The 21449-nt window shown below is 70.6% G+C and carries 15 protein-coding genes; 6 read left to right on the forward strand and 9 right to left on the reverse strand.

Translation table 11 applies throughout. The features are described from left to right. Nucleotides 1-3: 3 nt before the first annotated feature. The 3 genes from FM051_RS16440 to FM051_RS16450 all read right to left on the reverse strand — a co-directional run bounded on the left by FM051_RS16440 (nt 4) and on the right by FM051_RS16450 (nt 3236). Nucleotides 4-870: a carbohydrate ABC transporter permease gene (locus FM051_RS16440; RefSeq protein ID WP_238412427.1), complete on the reverse strand. Its 867-nt coding sequence runs from the start codon at nt 868-870 to the stop codon at nt 4-6. After that, nucleotides 867-1835, reverse strand: coding sequence for a carbohydrate ABC transporter permease (locus FM051_RS16445; protein ID WP_238412428.1), 969 nt, complete (start codon nt 1833-1835; stop codon nt 867-869). Before FM051_RS16445 ends, FM051_RS16440 begins: the two co-directional genes overlap by 4 nt. A gap of 72 nt (nt 1836-1907) precedes the next feature. Beyond that, on the reverse strand, nt 1908-3236 hold the full coding sequence (locus FM051_RS16450; protein ID WP_158843815.1) for an ABC transporter substrate-binding protein: 1329 nt from the start codon (nt 3234-3236) through the stop codon (nt 1908-1910). A gap of 385 nt (nt 3237-3621) precedes the next feature. On the opposite strand from FM051_RS16450, the gene FM051_RS16455 reads away from it, so the two are divergent. The 3 genes from FM051_RS16455 (at nt 3622) to FM051_RS16465 (ending at nt 10775) form a co-directional block, all read left to right on the forward strand. After that, entirely contained in the window at nt 3622-4650 is a 1029-nt protein-coding gene (locus FM051_RS16455) for a LacI family DNA-binding transcriptional regulator (protein WP_158843816.1), read from the forward strand. Nucleotides 4651-4832: 182 nt separating this feature from the next. Beyond that, the gene (locus FM051_RS16460; protein WP_238412429.1) at nt 4833-7937 is read left to right on the forward strand and encodes a glycoside hydrolase family 2 TIM barrel-domain containing protein; all 3105 of its coding nucleotides are present in this window, start codon (nt 4833-4835) and stop codon (nt 7935-7937) included. A 120-nt stretch (nt 7938-8057) separates the two neighbouring features. Continuing rightward, nucleotides 8058-10775, forward strand: coding sequence for an exo-rhamnogalacturonan lyase family protein (locus FM051_RS16465; protein WP_158843817.1), 2718 nt, complete (start codon nt 8058-8060; stop codon nt 10773-10775). Between the two features lie 103 nt (nt 10776-10878). On the opposite strand, the gene FM051_RS16470 is transcribed toward FM051_RS16465, so the two are convergent. Both FM051_RS16470 and FM051_RS16475 read right to left on the reverse strand, forming a co-directional pair. Beyond that, nucleotides 10879-11559: a response regulator gene (locus FM051_RS16470; RefSeq protein WP_158843818.1), complete on the reverse strand. Its 681-nt coding sequence runs from the start codon at nt 11557-11559 to the stop codon at nt 10879-10881. Beyond that, nucleotides 11556-12707, reverse strand: coding sequence for a sensor histidine kinase (locus FM051_RS16475; RefSeq protein WP_202918865.1), 1152 nt, complete (start codon nt 12705-12707; stop codon nt 11556-11558). The genes FM051_RS16470 and FM051_RS16475 overlap by 4 nt, the downstream gene beginning before the upstream one ends. 168 nt (nt 12708-12875) lie before the next feature. Between FM051_RS16475 and FM051_RS16480 the strand changes: the two genes are divergently transcribed. From FM051_RS16480 to FM051_RS16490, 3 genes are read left to right on the forward strand one after another with little or no spacing between them, the layout of a single operon-like run. Further along, nucleotides 12876-13802 (forward strand): ABC transporter ATP-binding protein, encoded by a 927-nt coding sequence (locus FM051_RS16480; protein WP_158843819.1) that lies wholly within the window; start codon nt 12876-12878, stop codon nt 13800-13802. Beyond that, nucleotides 13799-15325 (forward strand): DUF1349 domain-containing protein, encoded by a 1527-nt coding sequence (locus FM051_RS16485; protein WP_238412430.1) that lies wholly within the window; start codon nt 13799-13801, stop codon nt 15323-15325. The genes FM051_RS16480 and FM051_RS16485 overlap by 4 nt, the downstream gene beginning before the upstream one ends. Continuing rightward, on the forward strand, nt 15322-16098 hold the full coding sequence (locus FM051_RS16490; RefSeq protein ID WP_158843820.1) for an ABC transporter permease subunit: 777 nt from the start codon (nt 15322-15324) through the stop codon (nt 16096-16098). Before FM051_RS16485 ends, FM051_RS16490 begins: the two co-directional genes overlap by 4 nt. Before the next feature lie 6 nt (nt 16099-16104). On the opposite strand, the gene FM051_RS16495 is transcribed toward FM051_RS16490, so the two are convergent. The 4 genes from FM051_RS16495 to FM051_RS16510 form a co-directional block, all read right to left on the reverse strand. Beyond that, nucleotides 16105-16479, reverse strand: coding sequence for a hypothetical protein (locus FM051_RS16495; protein WP_158843821.1), 375 nt, complete (start codon nt 16477-16479; stop codon nt 16105-16107). A gap of 103 nt (nt 16480-16582) precedes the next feature. After that, nucleotides 16583-17422, reverse strand: a complete 840-nt coding sequence (locus tag FM051_RS16500; RefSeq protein ID WP_158843822.1) for an immunity 49 family protein — start codon at nt 17420-17422, stop codon at nt 16583-16585. Then, the gene (locus FM051_RS16505; RefSeq protein ID WP_158843824.1) at nt 17419-18654 is read right to left on the reverse strand and encodes a hypothetical protein; all 1236 of its coding nucleotides are present in this window, start codon (nt 18652-18654) and stop codon (nt 17419-17421) included. Before FM051_RS16505 ends, FM051_RS16500 begins: the two co-directional genes overlap by 4 nt. Then, entirely contained in the window at nt 18651-21446 is a 2796-nt protein-coding gene (locus FM051_RS16510; RefSeq protein WP_158843826.1) for an ATP-binding protein, read from the reverse strand. Before FM051_RS16510 ends, FM051_RS16505 begins: the two co-directional genes overlap by 4 nt. Between the last annotated feature and the right edge of the window lie 3 nt (nt 21447-21449).

Here is a 21449-nt window from a genome sequence, read left to right on the forward strand (position 1 = left end):
CTCCTACTTCAGGGCGCCTGCGGCCGCGCCGCTGCGCCAGAAGCGCTGCAGCAGGACGAAGGCGACGACGAGCGGGACGATGGCCAGCAGTGAGCCGGTCACGACGAGGTTGAACAGCATTCGCGTACCGGCCTCTTGCTGCGCGGTGTTGAACCAGGTGGTCAACCCCACGGTAAGGGGGTAGAGGTCGGAGTCGCTCAGCATCACCAGCGGCAGGAAGTAGTTGTTCCACGTCGCGACCAGGGTGAACAGGAAGACGGTGACGATCGCGGGGCGCATCATCGGCACCGCGATCTGCCAGAAGATGCGCAGCTCGCCCGCCCGGTCGATGCGCGCGGCGTCGATCAGCTCCACCGGCACGCTCTCGGCCACGTACACCCGGACGAGGTACGCGCCGAACGGGCTGAGCAGGGACGGCAGGATGACCGCCCACATCGTGTCCACGATCTCCAGTTCGGACAGGATCAGGTAGGTCGGCAGCACCAGCGCGGTGGCCGGCACCATGATCATGCCGAGCAGCCCGGTCTCGAACAACCGCTTGCCCGGGAACGAGAACCGGGCCAGCCCGTAGCCCGCGCCGGCGGCCAGCGCGGTCGCACCCAAAGCGCTGAGCCCGGAGTACAGGGCCGTGTTGAGCAGCCACTGGCCGTACACGCCGTCGTCCTCGCGGAACAACTGCCGGATGTTCTCGAACAGGTTGAACTCGGCGAACCACAGCGCCGGGCTGTCGAGCAGGTCCGGCTGGCTCTTGGTGGCCGCGATGACCACCCACAGCAGCGGGACCAGGAAGTAGAGGATGCCGACACCCATGAGCAGGTGCGGGAGCCGGGTGTTCGCCTTGGTCCGGTTGTCAGCTCCGCCGACGGTCACGAGCGCGCACCCCGCCTCCGGTTGACGAACACGAACGCGTAGGCCACCACGAACACCAGGAAGCCGAGCGCGAACGACAGCGCGGCCGAGTAGTGGAAGTCCGAGTAGGCGAACGCCTGGTTGTAGGCGTAGAGGTTGGGCGTGTAGCCGGCCGAGATCTGCGGCGCGAACCGGGCCATGATCGCCGGTTCGGTGAAGAACTGCATGGTGCCGATGACGGTGAAGATCGCGGCCAGCGAGATGGCCTGCTTGATGGCGGGCACCTTGACCCGCAACGCGATCTGCACCGGCGTGGCGCCGTCGATCACCGCCGCCTCGTACATCTCCCGGGGCACGCCCTGCAACGCCGAGTACAGGATGATCATGTTGTAGCCGGTCCACGCCCACGTCACGATGTTGCCGAGCGACAGCAGCAGCAGCGAGGAGCTGAAGAAGTCGATCGGATCGCCGCCGACGAGCGTCGGCAGGTCCGCGAACGGGCCGAACGTGCGGCTGTACAGGAAGCCCCACATGAGCGCGCCGACGACGGCGGGCACGGCGTAGGGCATGAACGCGATGAGCCGGAACGCCAGGGCGAACTTCGTCGTGACGGCGTCGAGCGTCAACGCCCCGGCCAGCGCGATGCCGAGCATGATGGGGATCTGCACGAGTCCGAAGAGGACGACCCGCAGCAGGCCGTCCAGCAGCACCGGGTCGGTGAACGCGCGCACGTAGTTGTCGACACCGCTGAACCGGGTGCCGAGGGCGAGGCTCTTGCTGGACAGGCTGAGCCAGAACGCGTACCCCAGCGGCACGATCAGGAACGCGACGACGACGAGGAAGAACGGCAGGACGAACAGGGCGCCGGCCACCGGGTGCGCGGTGACCCGGCGCGACCTCCGCCGTGACCGGCTCTCGTCCGGGACGCGGGGTGTCGGCGGATCGGTGGCCGCCTCGGGTGCCGTGATCGGCATGGACCGGGTCACGGGGGAACCTCCTGGGATAGGGGGTGGGTCGGGCCTGCCGCGACTGGAGGGCCGCGGCAGGCCGCGAGTGCGCTACCGGCTGACCTTGAAGCCCTGCTTCTCGGCGTACGCGACGACGTTCTTCTGCGTCTCCTCCAGCACCGTGCTCCACTCCCTGCCGCCCGACATCGCCTCGGCGGTGCGGTCGTTCAGGTCCTTGAAGACGAAGTCCTGGAACGGCGTGTACTGGAACTCGCCCAGCTTCTCCGACACCGGCACGAAGATCTCGTTCACCTTCTGGCCGTTGAAGAACTCGTACGCCTTGCCGGTGAACGCCGGGTCCGCCGCGACGTCCTTGACCAGCGGGTAGAGGAACGCCTTGTTCAGGCCGATGTCCCAGGCGGCCTTCGAGCGGCCGAACAGCTCGCGGGCCACCGTGGTCGCCGCCTTCGGGTTCTTGGCCTGCTTGGTCACGGTGAACGTCGAGCCGCCCCAGTCGCCCTGCTCGTCGGCGCCCGCGGTCCACTGCGGCATCGGCGCGACCGCCCACTTGCCCGCCGTGTTCTTGAGCGAGCCCGCGACGTAACCGGGGGTCCAGCCGGCCGCGGCCCAGGTCCAGTACTTGCCGGAGTCCAGCGCGGCGGTGGCGTCGGCGGTGAAGAACTTGTCCTGGGCCATCAGGCCCTTGTCCACCATGTCGCCGTACAGGTCGACGACCTTCTCGCACTCGGGCGCGGTCAGGTTGATCTTCACTTCGTCCTTGGCCTTGGCCTGCGAGTAGCCGTACGGGCGGCAGCCCGCCTGCCACATCAGCCCGTTGAGCCAGCCGCCGTCACTGCCGAAACTGGCGATGTAGGCGGCGGGATCGACGGCCTTGATCTTCGCCGCGGCGTCGGCGTACTCCGCCCAGGTGGTCGGCACCGGGATGCCGTGCTGGTCGAAGAGGTCCTTGCGGTACATCAACGCCATCGGGCCGCCGTCGACCGGGATCGCGTAGACCTTCTCGCCGTCGGTGGCCTGGCTCCACGCCCACTCGGCGTAGATGTCCTTGTCCTCGTTGGCGCCGTGCTCGCCCATGTCGACCAGGGCGTCGAGGATGACGAACGTCGGGATCTGCTGGAACTCGACCATCGCCACGTCCGGCGCGCCCTTGCCCGCGGTGAACGCCGTTTTGAGCTTGGCGTACTGGTCCGGGCCGGTGCCGACGTTGGTCCAGTCGACCTGGATGTCGGTGTGGGAGGCGTTGAACGCCTCGACCACGCCCTTGAACTCCGGGTACCAGGCCCAGACCGACACGCGCACGGGGCCGTCGTCCTCGCCGGCGGCCCCGCCGCAGGCGGCGACCGCGAGCAGGCCGCAGACGGCGAGGGCTCGGCCGAGTTTCGCCATCCTGACTTTTGCCAACCAGTTGGTGCCGAGCATGAGTAGCGCCTTTCCGTCGCGGCATGCGTCAGGGCATGCGCGACCGCCATCACGGAGCGTGATCGAGACGGTGAAGGGTGAGCGGCGACCCCACGAGGCGCGAACTGGTGCCGTTGAGGTCGGTCGGGGTGCTGCGCCACGGCCGACGGGTTCGGGGGAAACCGACCGTGCTGCCGCCGTGGCACCGGGTATTGCTGCGCTGCAGAGGACTATGGCCTGGGTTTTGCTGCGCTGCAAGACCTCACCTGAAGTTAATCCAAACGAGATCTTCGGCCGCCTCGACGCCTCCGGACAAGTCGGTCTTGCCGTGGGAGAGGCTGGAGCGCACACTCTCTGCAGCGCTGCAGCGGTGGGGCCGCCGCGCCGGTCCAACGGAGGAAAGCCGATGCGTGACGCCACGCTGCGTGACGTTGCCGAGCTGGCGGGGGTGTCCGCGCGGACGGTGTCGAACGTGGTCAACGGCTACGCGCCGGTCACCGAGCACACCCGGGAAAAGGTGGAGAAGGCGATCAAGGAGTTGGGCTACCGGCCCAACGTGCTGGCCCGCAACCTCGCGAACGGCCGGTCCGGGCAGATCGCCGTGGTGGTGCCGTTCCTGGACGTGCCGTACTTCTCGGAGCTGCTGCAGGCGATCATCCCCTGCGCACGGGAACGCGGCTACCACGTGCTGATCGACCAGACCGACGGCGACCCGACGCACGAGCGCGAGCTGATCCGGCGCGGCGCGCGGGCGGTCCTGTTCGACGGGATGATCTACAGCCCGCTCGGGCTGGCGCAGGAGGACCTGGCCGAGAGCGACCCGACGTTCCCGCTGGTCCTGCTCGGCGAGCGGTCGTCCAACGCCTTCTTCGACCACGTCGGCATCGACGACGTCGCGGCGTCCCGTGAGGCCACCGCGCACCTGATCGGCCTCGGCAGGCGCCGGATCGCGGCCATCGGCGACCAGCCGTACCCGACCGGCGAGGCGGCGCAGCTGCGCACGCTCGGCTACCGGCAGGCCCACGCGGAGGCCGGTCTGCCGGTGGACGAGTCGCTGATCGTCCAGACGCACCGGTTCAACCGCTCGGACGGCGCGGCGGCCATGCGGGCGCTGCTCGACCGGGACGACCCGCCGGACGCCGTCTTCGGCTACAACGACCCGGTGGCGCTCGGCGCGTTGCACGAGGTGCTGGAACGCGGGCTGCGGGTCCCCGAGGACATCGCGCTGATCGGCTACGACGACATCGAGGAAGGCCGCTACTCCAACCCGGCGATCAGCACGATCTCACCGGACAAGGACGCCATCGCGACGACGGCGGTGGACCGGCTGCTCAAGCGCATCGGCAGCACCGAGCCGTTGCCCGGAATAGAGGTCCGCGCCGCGCACCGGCTGATCGCCCGGCAGAGCACCCTCGGTCGCGCCGCCACGCGGTAAACGCTTACCAGCACGGGGGCGCGTGCTGCGCAAGCCTTGTGTCTCAATGGCTTCAGGCCGTCTTCGGGACCTGGCAGGGCTATTGACAGCCACCTGCGCCGGCGGCAGCATCCTGTGGCGTTCTGTTGCTCTAAGAACTTCTCTGATCGGTGTTGTTGAGTTCCGGGGAGACGAGGATTTCGGTGGACAGACACAGTCGTTTGTTCCGGGCAGGCGTGGCGGCGGCCGTCGCGCTCCTGCTGGCGTCGGGCCTCGTGCAGGCTCCCGCCGCGACCGGCGACCCGGCCGCCGCGGCGCACCCGACCCGCAGCGAGAACTTCGACGGGTCGTGGAAGTTCGCCCTGGCCAACACCACCGGCGACGAAGACCCGGCGTACGCCGACGCGGACGAGCCGGGCTTCGACGACTCGTCGTGGCGCGCGCTCGACCTGCCGCACGACTGGTCGATCGAGCAGGCCATGACGCCCGCGGCGGGCAGCAACACCGGCTACTTCCCCGGCGGCCTCGGCTGGTACCGCAAGACGTTCACGCTGCCGCGCTCGACCGCGGGCAAGAAGGTCTCGCTGGACTTCGACGGCGTCTACATGGACTCCGAGGTCTACCTCAACGGCACGCTGGTGACCGCGCACCCGTACGGCTACACGGGTTTCGCGGTCGACCTGACCCCGTTGGCGCACACCGACGGCAAGACGCCGAACGTGGTCGCGGTGAAGGTGCGCAACAAGCTGCCGAGCAGCCGCTGGTACTCCGGCAGCGGCATCTACCGGCACGTCGAGCTGGTCGTCACCGACCCGGTGCACGTCGCCCGGCACGGCACGTTCGTGACGACGCCGAACGTGGAGCAGGAGGTGAAGTCCGGCTTCGCCACCGCGCACGTCCGCACCGACGTGGTCAACGGGGCCGATGCCGGGGACGTCGCCGTGTCGTACCGCGTCAAGGACGCCGCCGGCCGCGTCGTGGCACGCCACCGCTCGGCGGTGACCGCGCCGACCGCCGAGTCCGACGTCCGGGTGCCCAGGCCCACCCTGTGGTCGATGGCGAACCCGTACCTCTACACCTTGGAGACCGAGGTGACGGTGGCGGGCAGGCGCGTCGACACCACCAGCACCCGGTTCGGCTTCCGCTGGGTCCGGTTCGACGCGAACGAGGGCTTCTTCGTCAACGGCGAGTACCACAAGATCCAGGGCGTGGACCTGCACCACGACCAGGGCGCGCTCGGGTCCGCCGTCAACCGGGACGCGTTGGTCCGCCAGATGAAGCTGATGAAGGACATGGGCGTCAACGCCTTCCGCACTTCGCACAACCCGCCCACGCCCGAGCAGGTCGAGATCTGCGAGGAACTGGGCATCGTGATGATGGTCGAGGCGTTCGACACCTGGCGCAGGCCCAAGATCCGCTACGACTACGGCCGGTTCTTCGAGGCCAACAGCGGCGCGGACATCAAGGAGATGGTGAACGCGGCGAAGAACTCCCCCGCCGTCGTGCTGTGGTCGGTCGGCAACGAGATCCCGGACTTCCACTCGGTCCCGTTCGGCCCGGACACCGCGAAGCGCCTGGCCGCCGACATCAGGTCGATCGACACCAGCCGCCCGGTGGTGTTCGGCTCGGACGCGTACCGCCGGGTGCCCGCCGACGGTTCGGGCCCGGACCAGATCCTGCGCTCGTTGGACGGCCTCGGCCTCAACTACAACACCGCGGGCTCGGTGGACGCGTTGCACGCCAAGTACCCGGACAAGTTCATCTTCGAGTCGGAGTCGTCGTCCTCGACGTCCACTCGCGGCTCGTACCAGGACCCGCTGCTGGTCAACACCGGTGAGAACTACACGCCCGGCAAGCGGGAGGCGTCGTCGTACGACAACAACATGGCGTCGTGGACGTTGAGCGGCGAGTACGGGTTGAAGAAGGACCGGGACCGCAAGTTCTTCCTCGGCCAGTTCCTGTGGTCGGGCATGGACTACATCGGCGAGCCGACGCCGTTCGACGGCGTGTTCCCGGTGCGGACGTCGCACTTCGGCGCGATGGACACGGCGGGCTTCCCGAAGGACCTCTACTACCTGTTCAAGAGCCAGTGGACGACCGACCCGATGGTGCACGTGGTCCCGATGAACTGGACCGACCACGAGTTGGGCGATCCGGTGCAGGTGTGGGCGTACGCCAATGTGGACACCGTCGAGCTGTTCCTGAACGGCAAGTCGCTCGGCGTGCGGAAGTTCGACCGCAAGACGACCACGTACGGCAAGGAGTACCTGGAGACGACCGAGCCGTCCGGCGACGACAAGAACGTCACCACCGGCCCGTTCCCCGGCAGCTACACCAGCCCCAACGGCAGCGCGGGCAAGCTCCACCTGACGTGGACCGTGCCGTTCGCGCCGGGTGAGCTCGTCGCGGTGGCGCGCAAGGACGGCAAGGAGGTCGCGCGGGACGCCGTGCGCACGGCCGGTGCGGCGGACGCGGTGAAGCTGACGGCGGACCGCAAGGTGGTCAAGGCCGACGGCAAGTCGCTGACCTACATCACCGCCGACGTGGTGGACAAGAACGGCGTGGTCGTGCCGAGTGCGGACAACAAGGTCACGTTCTCCGTCACCGGCGGCAGGGTGGTCGGTGTGGACAACGGGCGGCCGGAGAGCGTGGAGCCGTACAAGGCGGACGGCATGACCGCGTTCCACGGCAAGGTGCTGGCGATCGTCCAGTCGGACGGGCGGACCGGGCCCATCACGGTCAAGGCTACGTCGCCCGGTCTGCGGTCGGGCCGCACGACCGTGCTCGCCACCTGGGCCGGTACCAGGGGACCGGTCGGTGCGGCACCGGTGTTCGCGCCCGCGCCGCCGGACCTCTCCAGCCCCGTGGACGCCAGTTACAGCGGCAGGCCGACCACGTTGCCCTCGGCGATGGTGGACGGTGACATGACCACCCGGTGGTCGAACTCCTACGCCAAGCAGGCGACGCAGGTGCTGCCCGCCGTGTCCTCGGCGCACGCGAGCGACTGGGTGTCGGTGGCGTTGCCGGAGGCGCGGACGGTCACGGGCGCGACGTCGTACTTCACCGTGGACGGCTCCCACCAGCTGCCCGCCTCGGTCGAGGTGGCGCACTGGAACGGCACCGCGTGGGTGTCCGCGTCGAACGTCCGGGTCGACTGGGCGACCGCGGCGGACCAGCCGAGCACCATCACGTTCGACCCGGTGGCCACGACGGAGGTCCGGATCACCATGACCAGCCGGGCACCGGGGACGTCGACCGGGTTCCTCGGCATCAACGAACTCCAGGTGGTCGGCGACCGGATCGGCTGACCGCACTCGACGACCGCACTCGACGACCGCCGTCGGCGCTTGACGGCGGTCGTCGGTGGTGGTGCAGTGCTCGTACACGGCCGGAAAGCGCTTTCCCTGCATCTCGACGAGGAGATTTTGATGGCACAGGTGAACCGTCGGACCTTCCTGGGTGGCGTCGCGGCCGCGGGCGCCGCGTACGGGCTCCCGTTCGGCGTGGGCAGCGCGCACGCGGCGGCTGCGGACCCGCCGCGCCAGGCCGCGCTCGGCTGGCTCGAAGGCGGCGCACCGGCCACGCACGCGGGCACCACGTGGGGCGTCCCGTGGCCGCGCGGCGCGTTCCCCAGGGACCAGACGTTCTCCCTGACCACCGCCTCCGGCGAGCAGGTGCCGGTGCAGACGTGGACCACGGGTGTCTGGCCGGACGGCTCGCTGAAGTGGAGCGCGCACGCGATCAGCGGACCGACCGCCGCCGACGGCTACCGGCTGGAACCCGGCCCGGCACAAGCCCCGGCGCAGGCCATCAAGGTGGACGACAAGCACGGGCACGTCGTCGTCGACACCGGCGTCATCGAGGTGACCGTGCGCAAGAGCGGCGCGGAGCTGATCGAGCGGATCGTCCGCAACGGCCAGCCCGTGGTGCAGCGCGGGCACCTGGTGGCACTGCGGCAGGACCACGACGAGGACGAGGACACCGGCAGCGCGCGGCGGGAGAAGTTCGTCAGCGCGGTGCGCAACGTCATCGTGGAGCAGAGCGGTCCGGTGCGGGCCGTGCTGCGCATCGACGGCGTGCACCGGGGTGTGACGAGACGGCGCGAGTGGCTGCCGTTCACCGTCCGGTTCTACTTCTTCGCCGGCACGGACAGCATCCGGATGACCCACACGTTCGTGTGGGACGGCACCGCGGACGACTACCTGCGCGGTCTGGGCATCCGGTTCGAGGTGCCGATGCGGGACGAGCTGTACGACCGGCACATCCGGTTCGGCGGTGAGGAAGGCGGCCTGCTGCGCGAGGCCGTACGCGGCATCACCGGTCTGCGGCGTGACCCCGGCGCGGCGGTCCGGGCCGCGCAGGTGGCGGGGCGGAAGCTGCCGCCGACGTCCACTTGGGACACTCGGGTCAGCAGCAGGCTGAACCTCATCCCGGCGTGGGGCGACTACAGCCTGAGCCAGCTCACGGCGGACGGTTTCGCGATCCGCAAGCGCACCAAGCCCGGTCACACGTGGGTGGACGTGGACGCCGGGCGGCGGTCGCCCGGTTTCGGGTACGTCGGCGGCGCGAGCGGCGGCCTGGCGTTCGGGCTGCGGAACTTCTGGCAGCTGCACCCGACCCAGCTCGACGTCCGGGGCGCGGCGGGCGACAAGGCGGAGGTGACGGTCTGGCTGTGGTCGCCGGACGCCCGGCCGATGGACCTGCGCTTCTACCACGACGGCCTGGGCATGGACACCTTCCCGGAGCAGCTGGAGGGCCTCCAGATCACCTACGAGGACTACGAACCGGGCTTCGGCACCGCGTACGGCGTCGCGCGCACCAGCGAGCTCACCCTGTGGGCGCTCGGTTCGACACCGGACGACGCGAGCCTGTCCGCCATGTCGCAGGCCGTCCAGACGCCGCCGCTGCTGGTCGCGCCGCCGCAGCACCTGCTGGACGCGGGCGTGTTCGGCGACTGGTCGCTGGTCGACCGCTCCACCCCGGCGCGGGCCGCGATCGAGGACCGGCTGGACTTCCTGTTCGACTACCACCGCGACCAGGTGGAGCAGCGCCGCTGGTACGGGTTCTGGAACTACGGCGACGTGATGCACACCTACGACACGGACCGGCACCAGTGGCGGTACGACGTCGGCGGTTACGCGTGGGACAACTCGGAGCTGTCCACCGACCTGTGGCTCTGGTACGCCTACCTGCGCAGCGGGCGGGCGGACGTGTTCCGGATGGCCGAGGCGATGACCCGGCACACCGGCGAGGTCGACGTCTACCACCTCGGCCAGTGGAAGGACCTCGGCACCAGGCACAACGTCCTGCACTGGGGGTGCAGCGCGAAGCAGCTGCGCATCAGCACCGCCGCGAACCGGCGGTTCTACTACTTCCTCACCGCCGACGAACGGGTCGGCGACCTGCTGCGCGAGCTGGTCGACGCGGACCGCACGTTCGTCGCCCTCGACCCGCTGCGCAAGATCCGGACCGAGCCGTACACGCCGGACCCGAAGGCGCTCGCCGTCGGCCTGGGCACGGACTGGGGCGCGCTGGCGGCGGCGTGGCTGACCGAGTGGGAACGCGGTGGTGATCCGGTCGCGCGGCAGAAACTGCTCGGCACCGTCGAGGACATCGGCGCGCTGAAGAACGGGTTCATCACCGGGGAGGCGTTGTACAACCTGGAGACCGGCCGGTTCGCCACCGATCGGGTGCAGGTGAGCGTGTCGCACCTGTCGGCGGTGTTCGGGTTGGCGGAGGTCTGCAGCGAGCTGATCGACCTCGTGGGTCAGCCGGCGTTCGAGCGGGCCTGGTTGCAGTACTGCCGGTTGTACGGCGCGACGCGGGCGGAGCAGCAGGCCGAGGTCGGCGGCTCGTGGAACATCGGCTTCCGCCAGATGCACTCGCGCCTGACCGCGTACGCGGCGGCGCGGACCGGGGACGCCGCGTTGGCCGAGCGGGCGTGGAACGAGTTCTTCGCGGGTCAGGACGGTTACGGCCCGGGGCTGCCGTGGCGGTCCACCAGGGTCGAGGGCCCGAACGCGCTGCGCCCGGTGGACGAGGCGGCGTTCGTGTCGACCAACGCGTCGGCCCAGTACGGTCTCGCGGCCATCCAGACCCTCGCCCTGGTGGGTGACAAGCTGCCTCCGCAGCGGGTGGACCGGTAGCCGTCGGAATGCCGGGCCCGGGTGCGCTGGGGACGCGCCCGGGGCCCGGCCATCAGCTTGAGATCGCTCGTGAAGGGACGTGCCGACAGCCGATGGTCGCGCGCTAGCCGGGCTCGCGGAAGCGCGGCACGACCAGGCCCGACTCGTAGGCGGCCACCACCGCCTGGGTGCGGTCGCGCAGGCCCAGCTTGTTCAGCACCCGGCTCACGTGCGTCTTCACCGTCTCCTCGGTGACCACCAGCCGGGCCGCCACCTCCGGGTTCGACAGGCCCTCGGCGACCAGCCGCAACACCTGCGTCTCGCGCGGTGTGAGGGTGGCCAGGGCGGTGTTCGGCGGCGTGTCCGGCTGGGGGCGCAGGCGGGTGAACTCGCTGATCAAACGCCGGGTGACGGTCGGTGCGAGCAGCGCCTCACCGGCCGCGATCACCCGCACGGCGTCGAACAGCTGCTCCGCCGTCACGTCCTTGAGCAGGAAGCCGCCGGCACCCGCGCGCAACGCGTCGTAGACGTACTCGTCCAGGTCGAACGTCGTCAGGATCAGGATCCGCGGCCCACCCGACGCGCCGTCGACCAGTCGACGCGTGGCCTCGATGCCGTCCATCCCCGGCATCCGCACGTCCATGAGCACGACGTCGGGCGACAGTTCCCGGCAGATCCGCACCGCCTCGCCGCCATCGGACGCGGTGCCGACGACGGTGAAGTCCGGCTGCGTGTCGAGCAGCGCGGCGTACCCGGTGCGGATGACCTGGTGGTCGTCGGCGACGACGACGCGGAGCGCGTTCACCCGGCCGCCTTCGCCGGGAGGCTGGCCTCCACCAGGAACCCGCCCACGACCGCCGGGCCGACGTGCAGCCGGCCGCCCACGGCCGCCGCCCGTTCGCGCATCCCGGTCAACCCGTGCCCACCGGGCGGGGTCGTGGCCGGTGGGCCGGGTCCGTTGTCCCGTATGCGCAACCGCAGCGCCTCGTCGGTGTAGTGCAGCTCCACGTCGACCGCCGCGCCGGGCGCGTGCCGCCGCGCGTTGGTCAGGGCTTCCTGGACGATCCGGTACGCGGCCAGTTCGACGCCCGGGTCGAGCCCGGACGGCGTGCCGGAGACGATGAGCCGCGCACCCGCGCCGGACGTGTCCCTGGCGTGGTCGAGCAGTTCGTTGAGCTGTTGCAGACCGGGCTGGGGCCGCCGGTCCGCGACCTCCTCCGGCGCGTCCTCCCGCAGCACGCCGAGCAGCCGCCGCATCTCGGTCAACCCGGCCCGCGCGGTGTCACCGATCTCCGACAGCCGCTGCGCGCCGGCGGCGGGCATACCGGGCGTGGTCAGCCGGGCCGTCTCCGCCTGCACCGCGATCATGGAGATGTGGTGCGCGACGACGTCGTGCAGCTCGCGCGCGATGCGTGCCCGTTCACCGCGTGCGGTGTGCTCGATCAGTCTCCCGGCGACGGCCTGCCGGGCGGCCCGGTGCACCGACGCCTCGCCGCGCGCCCACCGGGCGATCCCGACCCACCCCGCCGCCAACCCGAGCGACGACGCCAGGACGGTCGGAACCCCCGGGCCGACCAGGGCCAGTACCAGGTACGGCGCGGCCAGGCACGTGGCCAGGACCTGCCCACCCGCCCGACCCAGCCGGTACAGCACGATCAGCTGCGCGCCGAGCCCCGCGACGGTGAGGGTGTGGAACAGCCCGAGCGACAGCACCCCCGCCGCCGAGACGGCGATCGCGGCCGGGGTCGGCCGCAGGAACGCCACCGGCGCCGTCGTGCCCAGCGCGAGCAGGCCGAGCACCAGGACGAGCTGGGTGTCCGCGCCGCCGGTCACGGCCCGCACGACCGACTCGGTCACCGCGCCCGCACCCAGCACCACCCCGCCCACGATCGGCGCGTGCGGGGCCGCGACGAACCGCCGTGCCCAACCCCACCGGTCGCTCTCTCCGCTCACGCCGATCATTCTGGCGGCCGGCCCGCGCCCGTGCGTCACCGCAGCCGGTGACACCGCCGTCCCCCACAAGAGGGACACGCGACGCCGGCCCTCCCCCACGTCAGCGACGGCGGAGACGGCTCTCTCGCGTGACGACCGGGCCCACTTCGGCTACCTAGCCTTCCCGTCATGGAAGCAACCATCGAAGTCACCGGGCTGCGCAAGCGGTACGGGCCGACCGTGGCGCTGGACGGGATGACGTTCACCGTCACACCGGGCAAGGTCACCGGCTTCGTCGGCCCCAACGGCGCCGGGAAGTCCACCACGATGCGGGTGATCCTGGGCCTGGACTCGGTCGACGAGGGCCGCGCGCTGGTCGGCGGCCGGTCGTACCGGAGCCTGCGGCACCCGCTGCGGCAGGTCGGTTCGCTGTTGGACGCGGGCGCGCTCCAGCCCAGCCGCACCGGCCGCAACCACCTGCTGTGGCTGGCCCACTCGCAGGGCCTGGCCGCCCGGCGGGTGGACGAGGTGGTCGAACGGGTCGGCCTGACGTCGGCGATCAGGCGCAAGGCGGGCGGCTACTCGTTGGGCATGAGGCAGCGGCTGGGCATCGCGGCGGCGCTGCTCGGCGACCCGCCGGTGCTCGTGCTGGACGAGCCGGTCAACGGCATGGACCCCGAGGGCATCCGGTGGATGCGCGGTTTCCTGCGGTCGCTGGCCGCCGAGGGCCGGGCGGTGCTGGTGTCCAGCCACCTGATGAGCGAACTCCAGGACACCGCCGACCACGTGGTGATCGTCGGCCGGGGCAAGGTCATCGCCGACGTCGGCGTGGCGGACCTGATCGAGTCCGCGTCCGGTGACCGGGTCACGTTGCGCACCGGCGACCGCGCGCGGGCCACGACGGTGCTCGCGCACGCCGGTGCCACGGTCGCCGTCACCGGGTCCGACACGCTCACCGTCTCCGGGCTGTCCGGTGAACGCGTGGTGGCGCTGCTCGGCGAGAACGCGGTGCCGTTCTCCGAGGTGTCGGCGCACCGCGCGTCCCTCGAAGAGGCGTACATGGAGCTGACCAGGGACGCGGTCGAGTTCCACGCGGCGCAGGAGGGGGCACGGTGACCGGGCGGGACGGGTTCGGGCAGTTGCTGCGCGCGGAGTGGACGAAGTTCCGGACCGTCCGCGGCTGGGTGATCGGCCTGGTGGCGGCGGCGCTGGTCACCGTGCTGATCGGGTTGTTCGGCGCGGCGGCGAGCAACTTCTCGTGCAGCGGCCCGAACGGTCAGCCGTGCGCGGCCAGCACACCCCCGATCGGTCCGGGCGGCGAGCCCGTGATCGACAGCTTCTCCTTCGCGCACAAGACGTTGACCGGCGACGGCAGCATCACCGCCCGGTTGACGTCGCTGACCGCGGTGTCCTCTTCGGACGGTCAGGCGCCGGTCGAGGACACTCAGCCGTGGACCAAGGCCGGGGTCGTCATCAAGGAGAGCACGACCCCCGGATCGCAGTACGCCGCGATGGCGGTCACCGGCGGACACGGCGTGCGGATGCAGCACAACTTCACCGGCGACATCGCGGGCACGCTGTCCGCGAAGCCGAGCTGGCTGCGCCTGACCCGGTCGGGCGACACGATCACCGGCCACGAGTCGGCCGACGGCGTGAACTGGCACCTCGTCGGCACGGTCACCCTGCCCGGACTGCCGTCGACCGTCCAAGCCGGGCTGTTCGCCACCTCTCCGCACCACGAGGAGATCACCGAGTCGTTCGCGAGCGCCAGCGGCACGAGCTACCCCACGCTGGCGACCGCCGAGTTCGACCGGATCGACCTTGAGGGCACGCGGCCGGACGACACGTGGACCGGTGACAACATCGGCGACCGGAGCGGTGGACGGCCGGACGGCGGCTCGCCCACCGGTTTCGAGGAGACCGGCGACGGTGTCACGGTGCGCGGGTCCGGCAACATCGCGCCGATCGTGGCCGGTCGGGGCGGTCTCGGCAAGACGGTCGAGAGCGGCCTCGTGGGCGCGTTCGCCGGGCTGATCGCGGTCATCGTGGTCGCGGCGACGTTCATGACCTCCGAGTACCGGCGCGGGCTGATCCGCACGAGCCTCAGCGCGAGCCCGAGGCGTGGCCGGGTGCTGGCGGCGAAGTCCGCGGTGATCGGGTCGGTCACGTTCGTCACCGGGCTGGCCGCCGCCTCGATCGCGGTGCCGCTGGTGCGGGCGGTGGAGCGGGACAAGGGTCACTTCGCGTTCCCGGTGCCCACGGCGACGGAACTGCGGGTGGTGGTCGGCACGGCGGCGTTGCTGGCGGTCGCGGCGGTCTTCAGCCTGGCCGTCGGCACGGTGCTGCGGCGCAGCGCGGGGGCGGTGACCGTCGTCATCGTGGCGATCGTGCTGCCGTACACCCTGGCGATCGCGTCGGTCCTGCCCACCGGTCCTTCGGACTGGTTGCTGCGGGTCACGCCGGCCGCCGCGTTCGCCGTCCAGCAGAGCATGCCGGAGTACCCGCAGGTCGACGCCGGTTACACGCCTGCCGACGGTTACTTCCCGTTGCCGCCGCTGGGGGGCTTCGCGGTGCTGTGCGGCTACACCGCGCTCGCGCTCGGTGTGGCGGCCTCCGTGCTGCGCCGGAGGGACGCGTGAAGGAAGCGCTGCACGTGGAGTGGACGAAGCTGCGGACCGTGGCGGGCACGGTGTGGCTGTTGGCCGCCGTGGTGCTGCTGACCGTGGCGCTGGGTGTCGCGACGTCGGCGGCCGTCAGCTGCTCCGGTGTGGGCTGCGGGCAGGACCCGGCGAAGATCAGCCTCACCGGGATCGCGTTCGGGCAGGCCGTCGTCGCCGTGCTGGCCGTGCTGGCGGTCGGCGGCGAGTACAGCACCGGGATGATCCGGGTGACGTTCGCCGCGATACCGCGCCGGTCCGCGGTGCTGGCCGCCAAGGCGTCCGTGATCAGCGTGCTGGTGTTGGTTGCGGGTGCGACGGCGGTGCTCGTGTCGGTGCTGGCGGGGCGGATCATCCTGCCGGGCAACGGTTTCACCGAGGCGAACGGGCACGCGGTGCTGTCCCTGGCCGACGGGCCGGTGCTGCGGGCGGCCGTCGGCTCGGTCCTCTACCTGGTGCTGGTGGGCCTGCTCAGCCTGGGCGTCGCCACCGTCGTGCGCGACGCGGCGACGGCCATCGGGATCGTGCTCGGCCTGCTGTACCTGTTCCCGGTCGTGGCCGCGGTGGTGTCCGACCCGGACTGGTTCGACCGCCTCCAGCGGATCAGCCCGATGACGGCGGGGCTGGCGGTTCAGGCGACCACGAACCTCGACAGCCTGCCGATCGGTCCCTGGGCCGGTCTCGGTGTGCTCGGGTTGTGGGCGGCGGGAGCGCTGTCGGCGGGTGGCCTGCTGCTTCGGCTGCGCGATGCCTGACCGGGGTCAGGTCCGGTTCGGCCTGGGCAGGAGCAGGTGGACCGCGAAGCCCGCCAACGTGGTCAGGACGGCCTGGTAGAGGACCGAGAACTGCTGGTCGCCGCCGACCGTGAACGCCACGTCCAGATCGGTCGTGACGATGCCCGCCAGGGTGAGCAGGCCGGTCACGTGCCAGCCGAAGAAGCCGGCGGTCCAGGCGACGAGCGGCCAGCGGTTGCGGTCGGGGCGGCGCAGCAGCAGGTAGGTCGAGAACGCGGCGGCGGCGTTGAAGACCACGCCGACGATCCTCAGTTCGGGTGGTCCGCCGGACAACAGGGTGGAAAGCGTTTGCGCCACCACGAGCGCGACCACCGACCAGCATCCGACCCGCGTTTTGTCCACGGCGCGGATGCTAGATCACCGGCACGATCGGGAGACGACGACCTGGTGGCGATGCGGCACCGGCCCAGGCGCGACGTGCCGGCGCAGGTCGCACCTCCGCAGGTCATTCGCCCACTCGGACACCCTCGAGGAGCCCCCTGGGCACGTACTCCGACTCGACCGCCAACTCGATTTCCAGGTCGTACGCGATGCACGCCATGGCCAGCGGGCCGAGCGCGAGCAAGCCGTCGGGATTGTTCGCGCGGCTCTTCTGACCCCAGTACTTCTTGTGCGACTGCAAGGCCTCGGCGAGCGTGCTGTTCACCCCTTCCGCCTCCTGCCGGGCGAGGTAGTGGAACAGCTTCATCGTCGGGTAGTAGCACTGCAACGCCATTGCCTTCGGCATGACCGATTTTTCCGCGCCGGTGGCCTCGAGTGCCGTGTTGAGCTTGCCCAGGACGTCCGGCTCACGTCGCCAGTAGGACTGCAACGCGTCGACCCAGAGAAACGCGAACTCGTCGGACGACGACCCGGGACGTCGCATCGCCGACACGGGCACCGCGCACAGTACGTCCAGCAACTTCTTGTCCCGACAGACGACCGCCAGGTTGTGCACGTTCACCCAGGTGAGTGGATCGAGGTGGAGGGTGCTGCCCTTGGCCGGCACGTGCACGGGTTGCCCGATCACCAGGTCCGCGCCACCGCCCTCGGTAGCGGCGAGCGCGAAGATGCCCGTACCCGCGTGCGCCGCCAGGACGATGCTCGTCCAGATCTCGGCGGTGCGCGCCTCCGGGTCGACCACCGACCGGAACGCGGCGTGCATGACCGCCAGGGAGTGGGCGAAGTACAGCTGGTCGAAGTTGTCGCGCGCGATCTTCGCGGCGACCCCCTCCTTGGCCGCCAGGGCTTCCACCTGTTTTTGCGCCAAGCCGTGGTCGGTGGCATGCCGCGGAATGGTGATCATGAATCGCTCCCGTGCCTGTCGAGGTCGAACCTGCGGAGAGAGTAGCCACCGAATTCCGCGCCGTGCCCGCCTTCCACGGTGGACGCGCGGACCAGGATGAAGTCGACGGCGCCCGCGTTCCGGGCCAGGGCCAAGTCGATCGCGACACCGACTTCGGCGGGACGGGACAGCATCGCCCGCTGTATCGAGTCGAAGTACTCCGGAGTGCCCTGTTCGTGTGACGTGCCGTTGTCGAGTCGTGTCCCCAGCGGGCCGTCCCCTCCCTTGCACTCGACGACGACGAACCGGTCGTTCTGCTCCTGATCGGTCACTTTCCACATCTGGTCGAACCGACCCGCACCCCGTTCGCCTTCTTCGTGCAGCGGGGTGATCGTCACGCCTTCACCGCCGTAGACGTTCTCGACGGCGAGCTTCCCGGCTTGGTGCCCGAGCTCTTCGCCGATGTCCCTGACCGACGTGTAGGCGTCCTTCAAGACGTCGTCCGGTGTGTCGGGGTCGGCTTTCGCCTCGCGCAAGGCGGCCAGGGCTTCACCGCGATCGTCCACAACGGCCTGGAACCGTTCCTTGTCCTCCTCCGTCGCGGAGTACCGCTCCACATCGCCCTTGAACGACGCCCGTTGCACATCGGAGTCGACAGGGACGTACCAGTCGCCTTCACCGGAACTCATCCGGGGAATCCGGTTGCCGTCGGCGTCCTGGGCGTACGCGTCCCGACGCACGGGTTCGCCCTCACGCAGGTAGTAGTGCTCCTGGAACTCCTCGTGCTCCGCCTTCAACGCGCCGGCGTGCGGCTTGTCCTCTTCGCCGATTCGATCGGCCGCAGCGGGCTCTGCCGGCTCTGGGGGAACTTCGTCGTCATCCTCCACGACAGCCGGATCGTCCGCACCCTCGACCACCTCGCGCGGTGGCTCCTCCGGGGTGCGCGCTCCGTCGTCGGACGTGTCCTCCTCCACCGAGGACGCGGGCACCTCCGACTCGACCTCGGCCTGGTCGTCGGCGGCCTCGACCATGGCGGAGCCCGCACCGCGCTCTTGCTCCTCGGTCGACTCCTCCTCCCCCTTCGCATCCACCGAAGAGGTCATCACGTCGCCCGCGCCCGACGACCTGGCCTCGGAGGAGTCGGATTCCTCCTGATCCGCATCCTCGACCATGACGTCGCCGGCTCTCGGAGGCGACTCCGGCGGTGTTCCGGGCGGTGTGGAGTCGGGGGTCTCCGGGTTGTCCCCACTCATGTCGGCTTGCCCCGGAACCGGATCGGCCAGTCGCCGGGGAACGGCTCGAACAACGGCAACACCGCGCGCAGGGCGGCGATCGGGTCTGCCAAGCCCGAGTACTCCCGCGTCGCGGCGGTCAACGCGTCCGGGCGGTCACGGCCGACGAACACCCGTTCCAGGTCACGCTCGGCGTTGGTGCGGCGCAACAGTTCCGAGTACTGCTCCTCCCAGGTCCGACCGGCGAGCACCAGACCGCGCGCCGCCCACAGCGGAGTGTCCGGGTGCACCTCGGTCGTCTTCCCGCGATGCAGAGCCACCAACACGTCGTGCCAACGGTACGGGCCGGCCTGCCACTCGACCTCCACCCCGCACGAGGAGCCGGCACGCCCCGCCAACCGGTCCCGAGCCTGCCGGGCAACGTGCACGGCCAGGTGATCGGGATCGTAGAACGGCACCAGGTCCCGGTACCGGACATCGACCCCGCGCTGCGCCAGCAAACCGACCGCGCGTTCCAACCGCGGCGGGTCACCGTCGAGCCGGTCCAACCACCCACCCGCGGGCACCGGCGACGGGCGGCCGATCACGTGCGCCAGCACGAGGAGTTCCACCCAGATGGTCAGCTCCGGCTGCGAAGCCACCTGCCAGGCCTCGCTGATCTGCCGCAAAGTGCAAGGCGCCGCACGGCATTCCGGCCGACACGCCAGGGTGTGCATGCCGATCCCCCGCACCACCCCCATCGGCACGTCGATCGACTCGCGGTCCTCGCCGAGCGGGATCCCGAGCAGCACCGGCCGGTCCATCCCGTCGGCGAACACGGCCGCGCGACCGGGCGGCAGCGACACCACGTGCCGGGACTGCACCTCGTCCAGGTTCATCGTCGCGCCCACGGCGTCGCGGTCGTCGGCGGCGGGCAACCGGTGCACGATCTTGAGCGCGGTGTTCTTCAAGACGTCCGGGATGATCTTGGCCGGGATCTGCTCGGCGATCACCACGCCCTCGCCGTACGCCCGGATCTCCGCCAGCAACGCCGCGAACATCTCCACCGCGTGCGACGCGGGGCTGCCCGGCGGCACGTTCTTCAGCAGCCGGTGCGCCTCCTCCACGACCGTCACGTGCCGCAGCCCCACCGCACCGGACGTCCGCCGCACCCGCAGGTGCTCGACCAGCCGGATCAGCACCGCGCCGATGAAGAACGCCTTGTCCTGGTCGTTGCCGACGTCCTCGATCTCCAGCACCACGTTGCGGCGCAACAGGTCCGCCACGTCCAGCGGCAACCCGCCCTCGAAGAACCGACCGGGCGTGCCGAGCCGCAACGACCCGAGCCGGACGTCGACGAAACCGCGGACGTTGGCGCTGATCTCCTTGCCGTACCCGATGTCCTCGACCACCTGCCGTGCCGCGCTCTGGAGATCGCGCAACGTCGGGTACCGGGGCTCGGCCGCGGGAAACCGACTGCTGCTCAACGCCAGGTTCCAGCCGTACTCCTCGTAACACCGCGTCAGCCCCTGGGCGAGGACCTGCGGGAACGGCTCCTCCGCCTGGAAAGCGGCCAGGAACAGCTCGCGCACGAGGTCGACGTGCGTCTGGAGCGGGAATCCCGGCTCCGGTTCCAGCGGGTTGAGGCCGAGCGGAACGGCGTCCGGGTCACCCGGCCGGATGACGGCCACCTCGCCGTCGGGCCACAGCCGGCCGGCCATCCGCGCGTACTCCGCCTTGGCCGGCTCGATCACCAGCCACGGCACACCCGCCCGGTGCAGTCCCTCCAACAGGTGACGCACCGTCTGCGACTTGCCGGAACCGGTGGCGCCCGCGACGAACACGTGCCGGTTCAGCGTCCCGGTGCCCACGCTCAGCTCCCCGATCGGACGACCGGCCGTGTCGAGCACCGAACCCAGCGGGATCGACCCCGTCACCTCGGACGTCAGGTCGAACTCGGCCCGCTCCACCAGCCGCACACCGGGGATCTCGCGCACCGGCGGCCGGGCCAGTGTCGACAGCAGCTCGGTGCTGCCCGCGAACGGCGAGGACGCGCCGCCCACCGGACGCACCGGCGCGTCGTCGACCTCGTCCAGCGAACCGGTGTCCGCACCGGGCCTCAACGCGTACGGCAGCTCGTCCAGATCACCCGAACTGCACAACAACGCCGCCGCACGCCGAGCGTTCGCCCCGGTGTCGGCGCCCACGAAGACGTGCACGTTCCACATGCCGCTGACCCGCGCCCGGGACAACTCCCGGTAACGCCCCTCGGCACGCTCCAACGCCACCCGGTCGGACTGCGAGTTCTCCCGCTGCCGCAAGCGCGGGATCTCGTTGGCGATCGAGACCAACTCGAACTCGACCGTGTCGGAGGGCACCGGTTCGGCGACGACCACCCAGGCGAACGGCTGCCCCATGAACACCACGTAGTCGTCGAAACCGCCGCGGCGCTGGGGGATGCCGTTGCCCTCCTCCCCCGGCAGCCACAGCGAGTCCGTCTGTCCGGTGCACCGCATCCACACGTCGAACTCGTCGAACAGCTCGTCGGCCTCGTCACCCGGCACGACCTCGCCGACGCTGCCCGGCGGGTAGAGCAACGCGCCGTCACCGGCGGGCGGGAACCACGGACGGCCGCCGACCAGCACGTGCACCCGTTCGGAACGAGGACGCCGCAGCCACGCCGTGGCGAGCACCGGGCGTTCCGCACCCGAGCCCGCCAGCTCGACGTGCGCGGCGGTCAGCGCCGCGAACAGCTGGGCCGGACGCGGGTCCGGGTCCGTGCCGCCGGGCACGGCGAGCACCCGGTGGAAGTTCACACCGTCGAGTGGCCGCACCGG

This window comes from Saccharothrix deserti (assembly GCF_009769385.1).
Lineage (GTDB): Bacteria > Actinomycetota > Actinomycetes > Mycobacteriales > Pseudonocardiaceae > Actinosynnema > Actinosynnema deserti.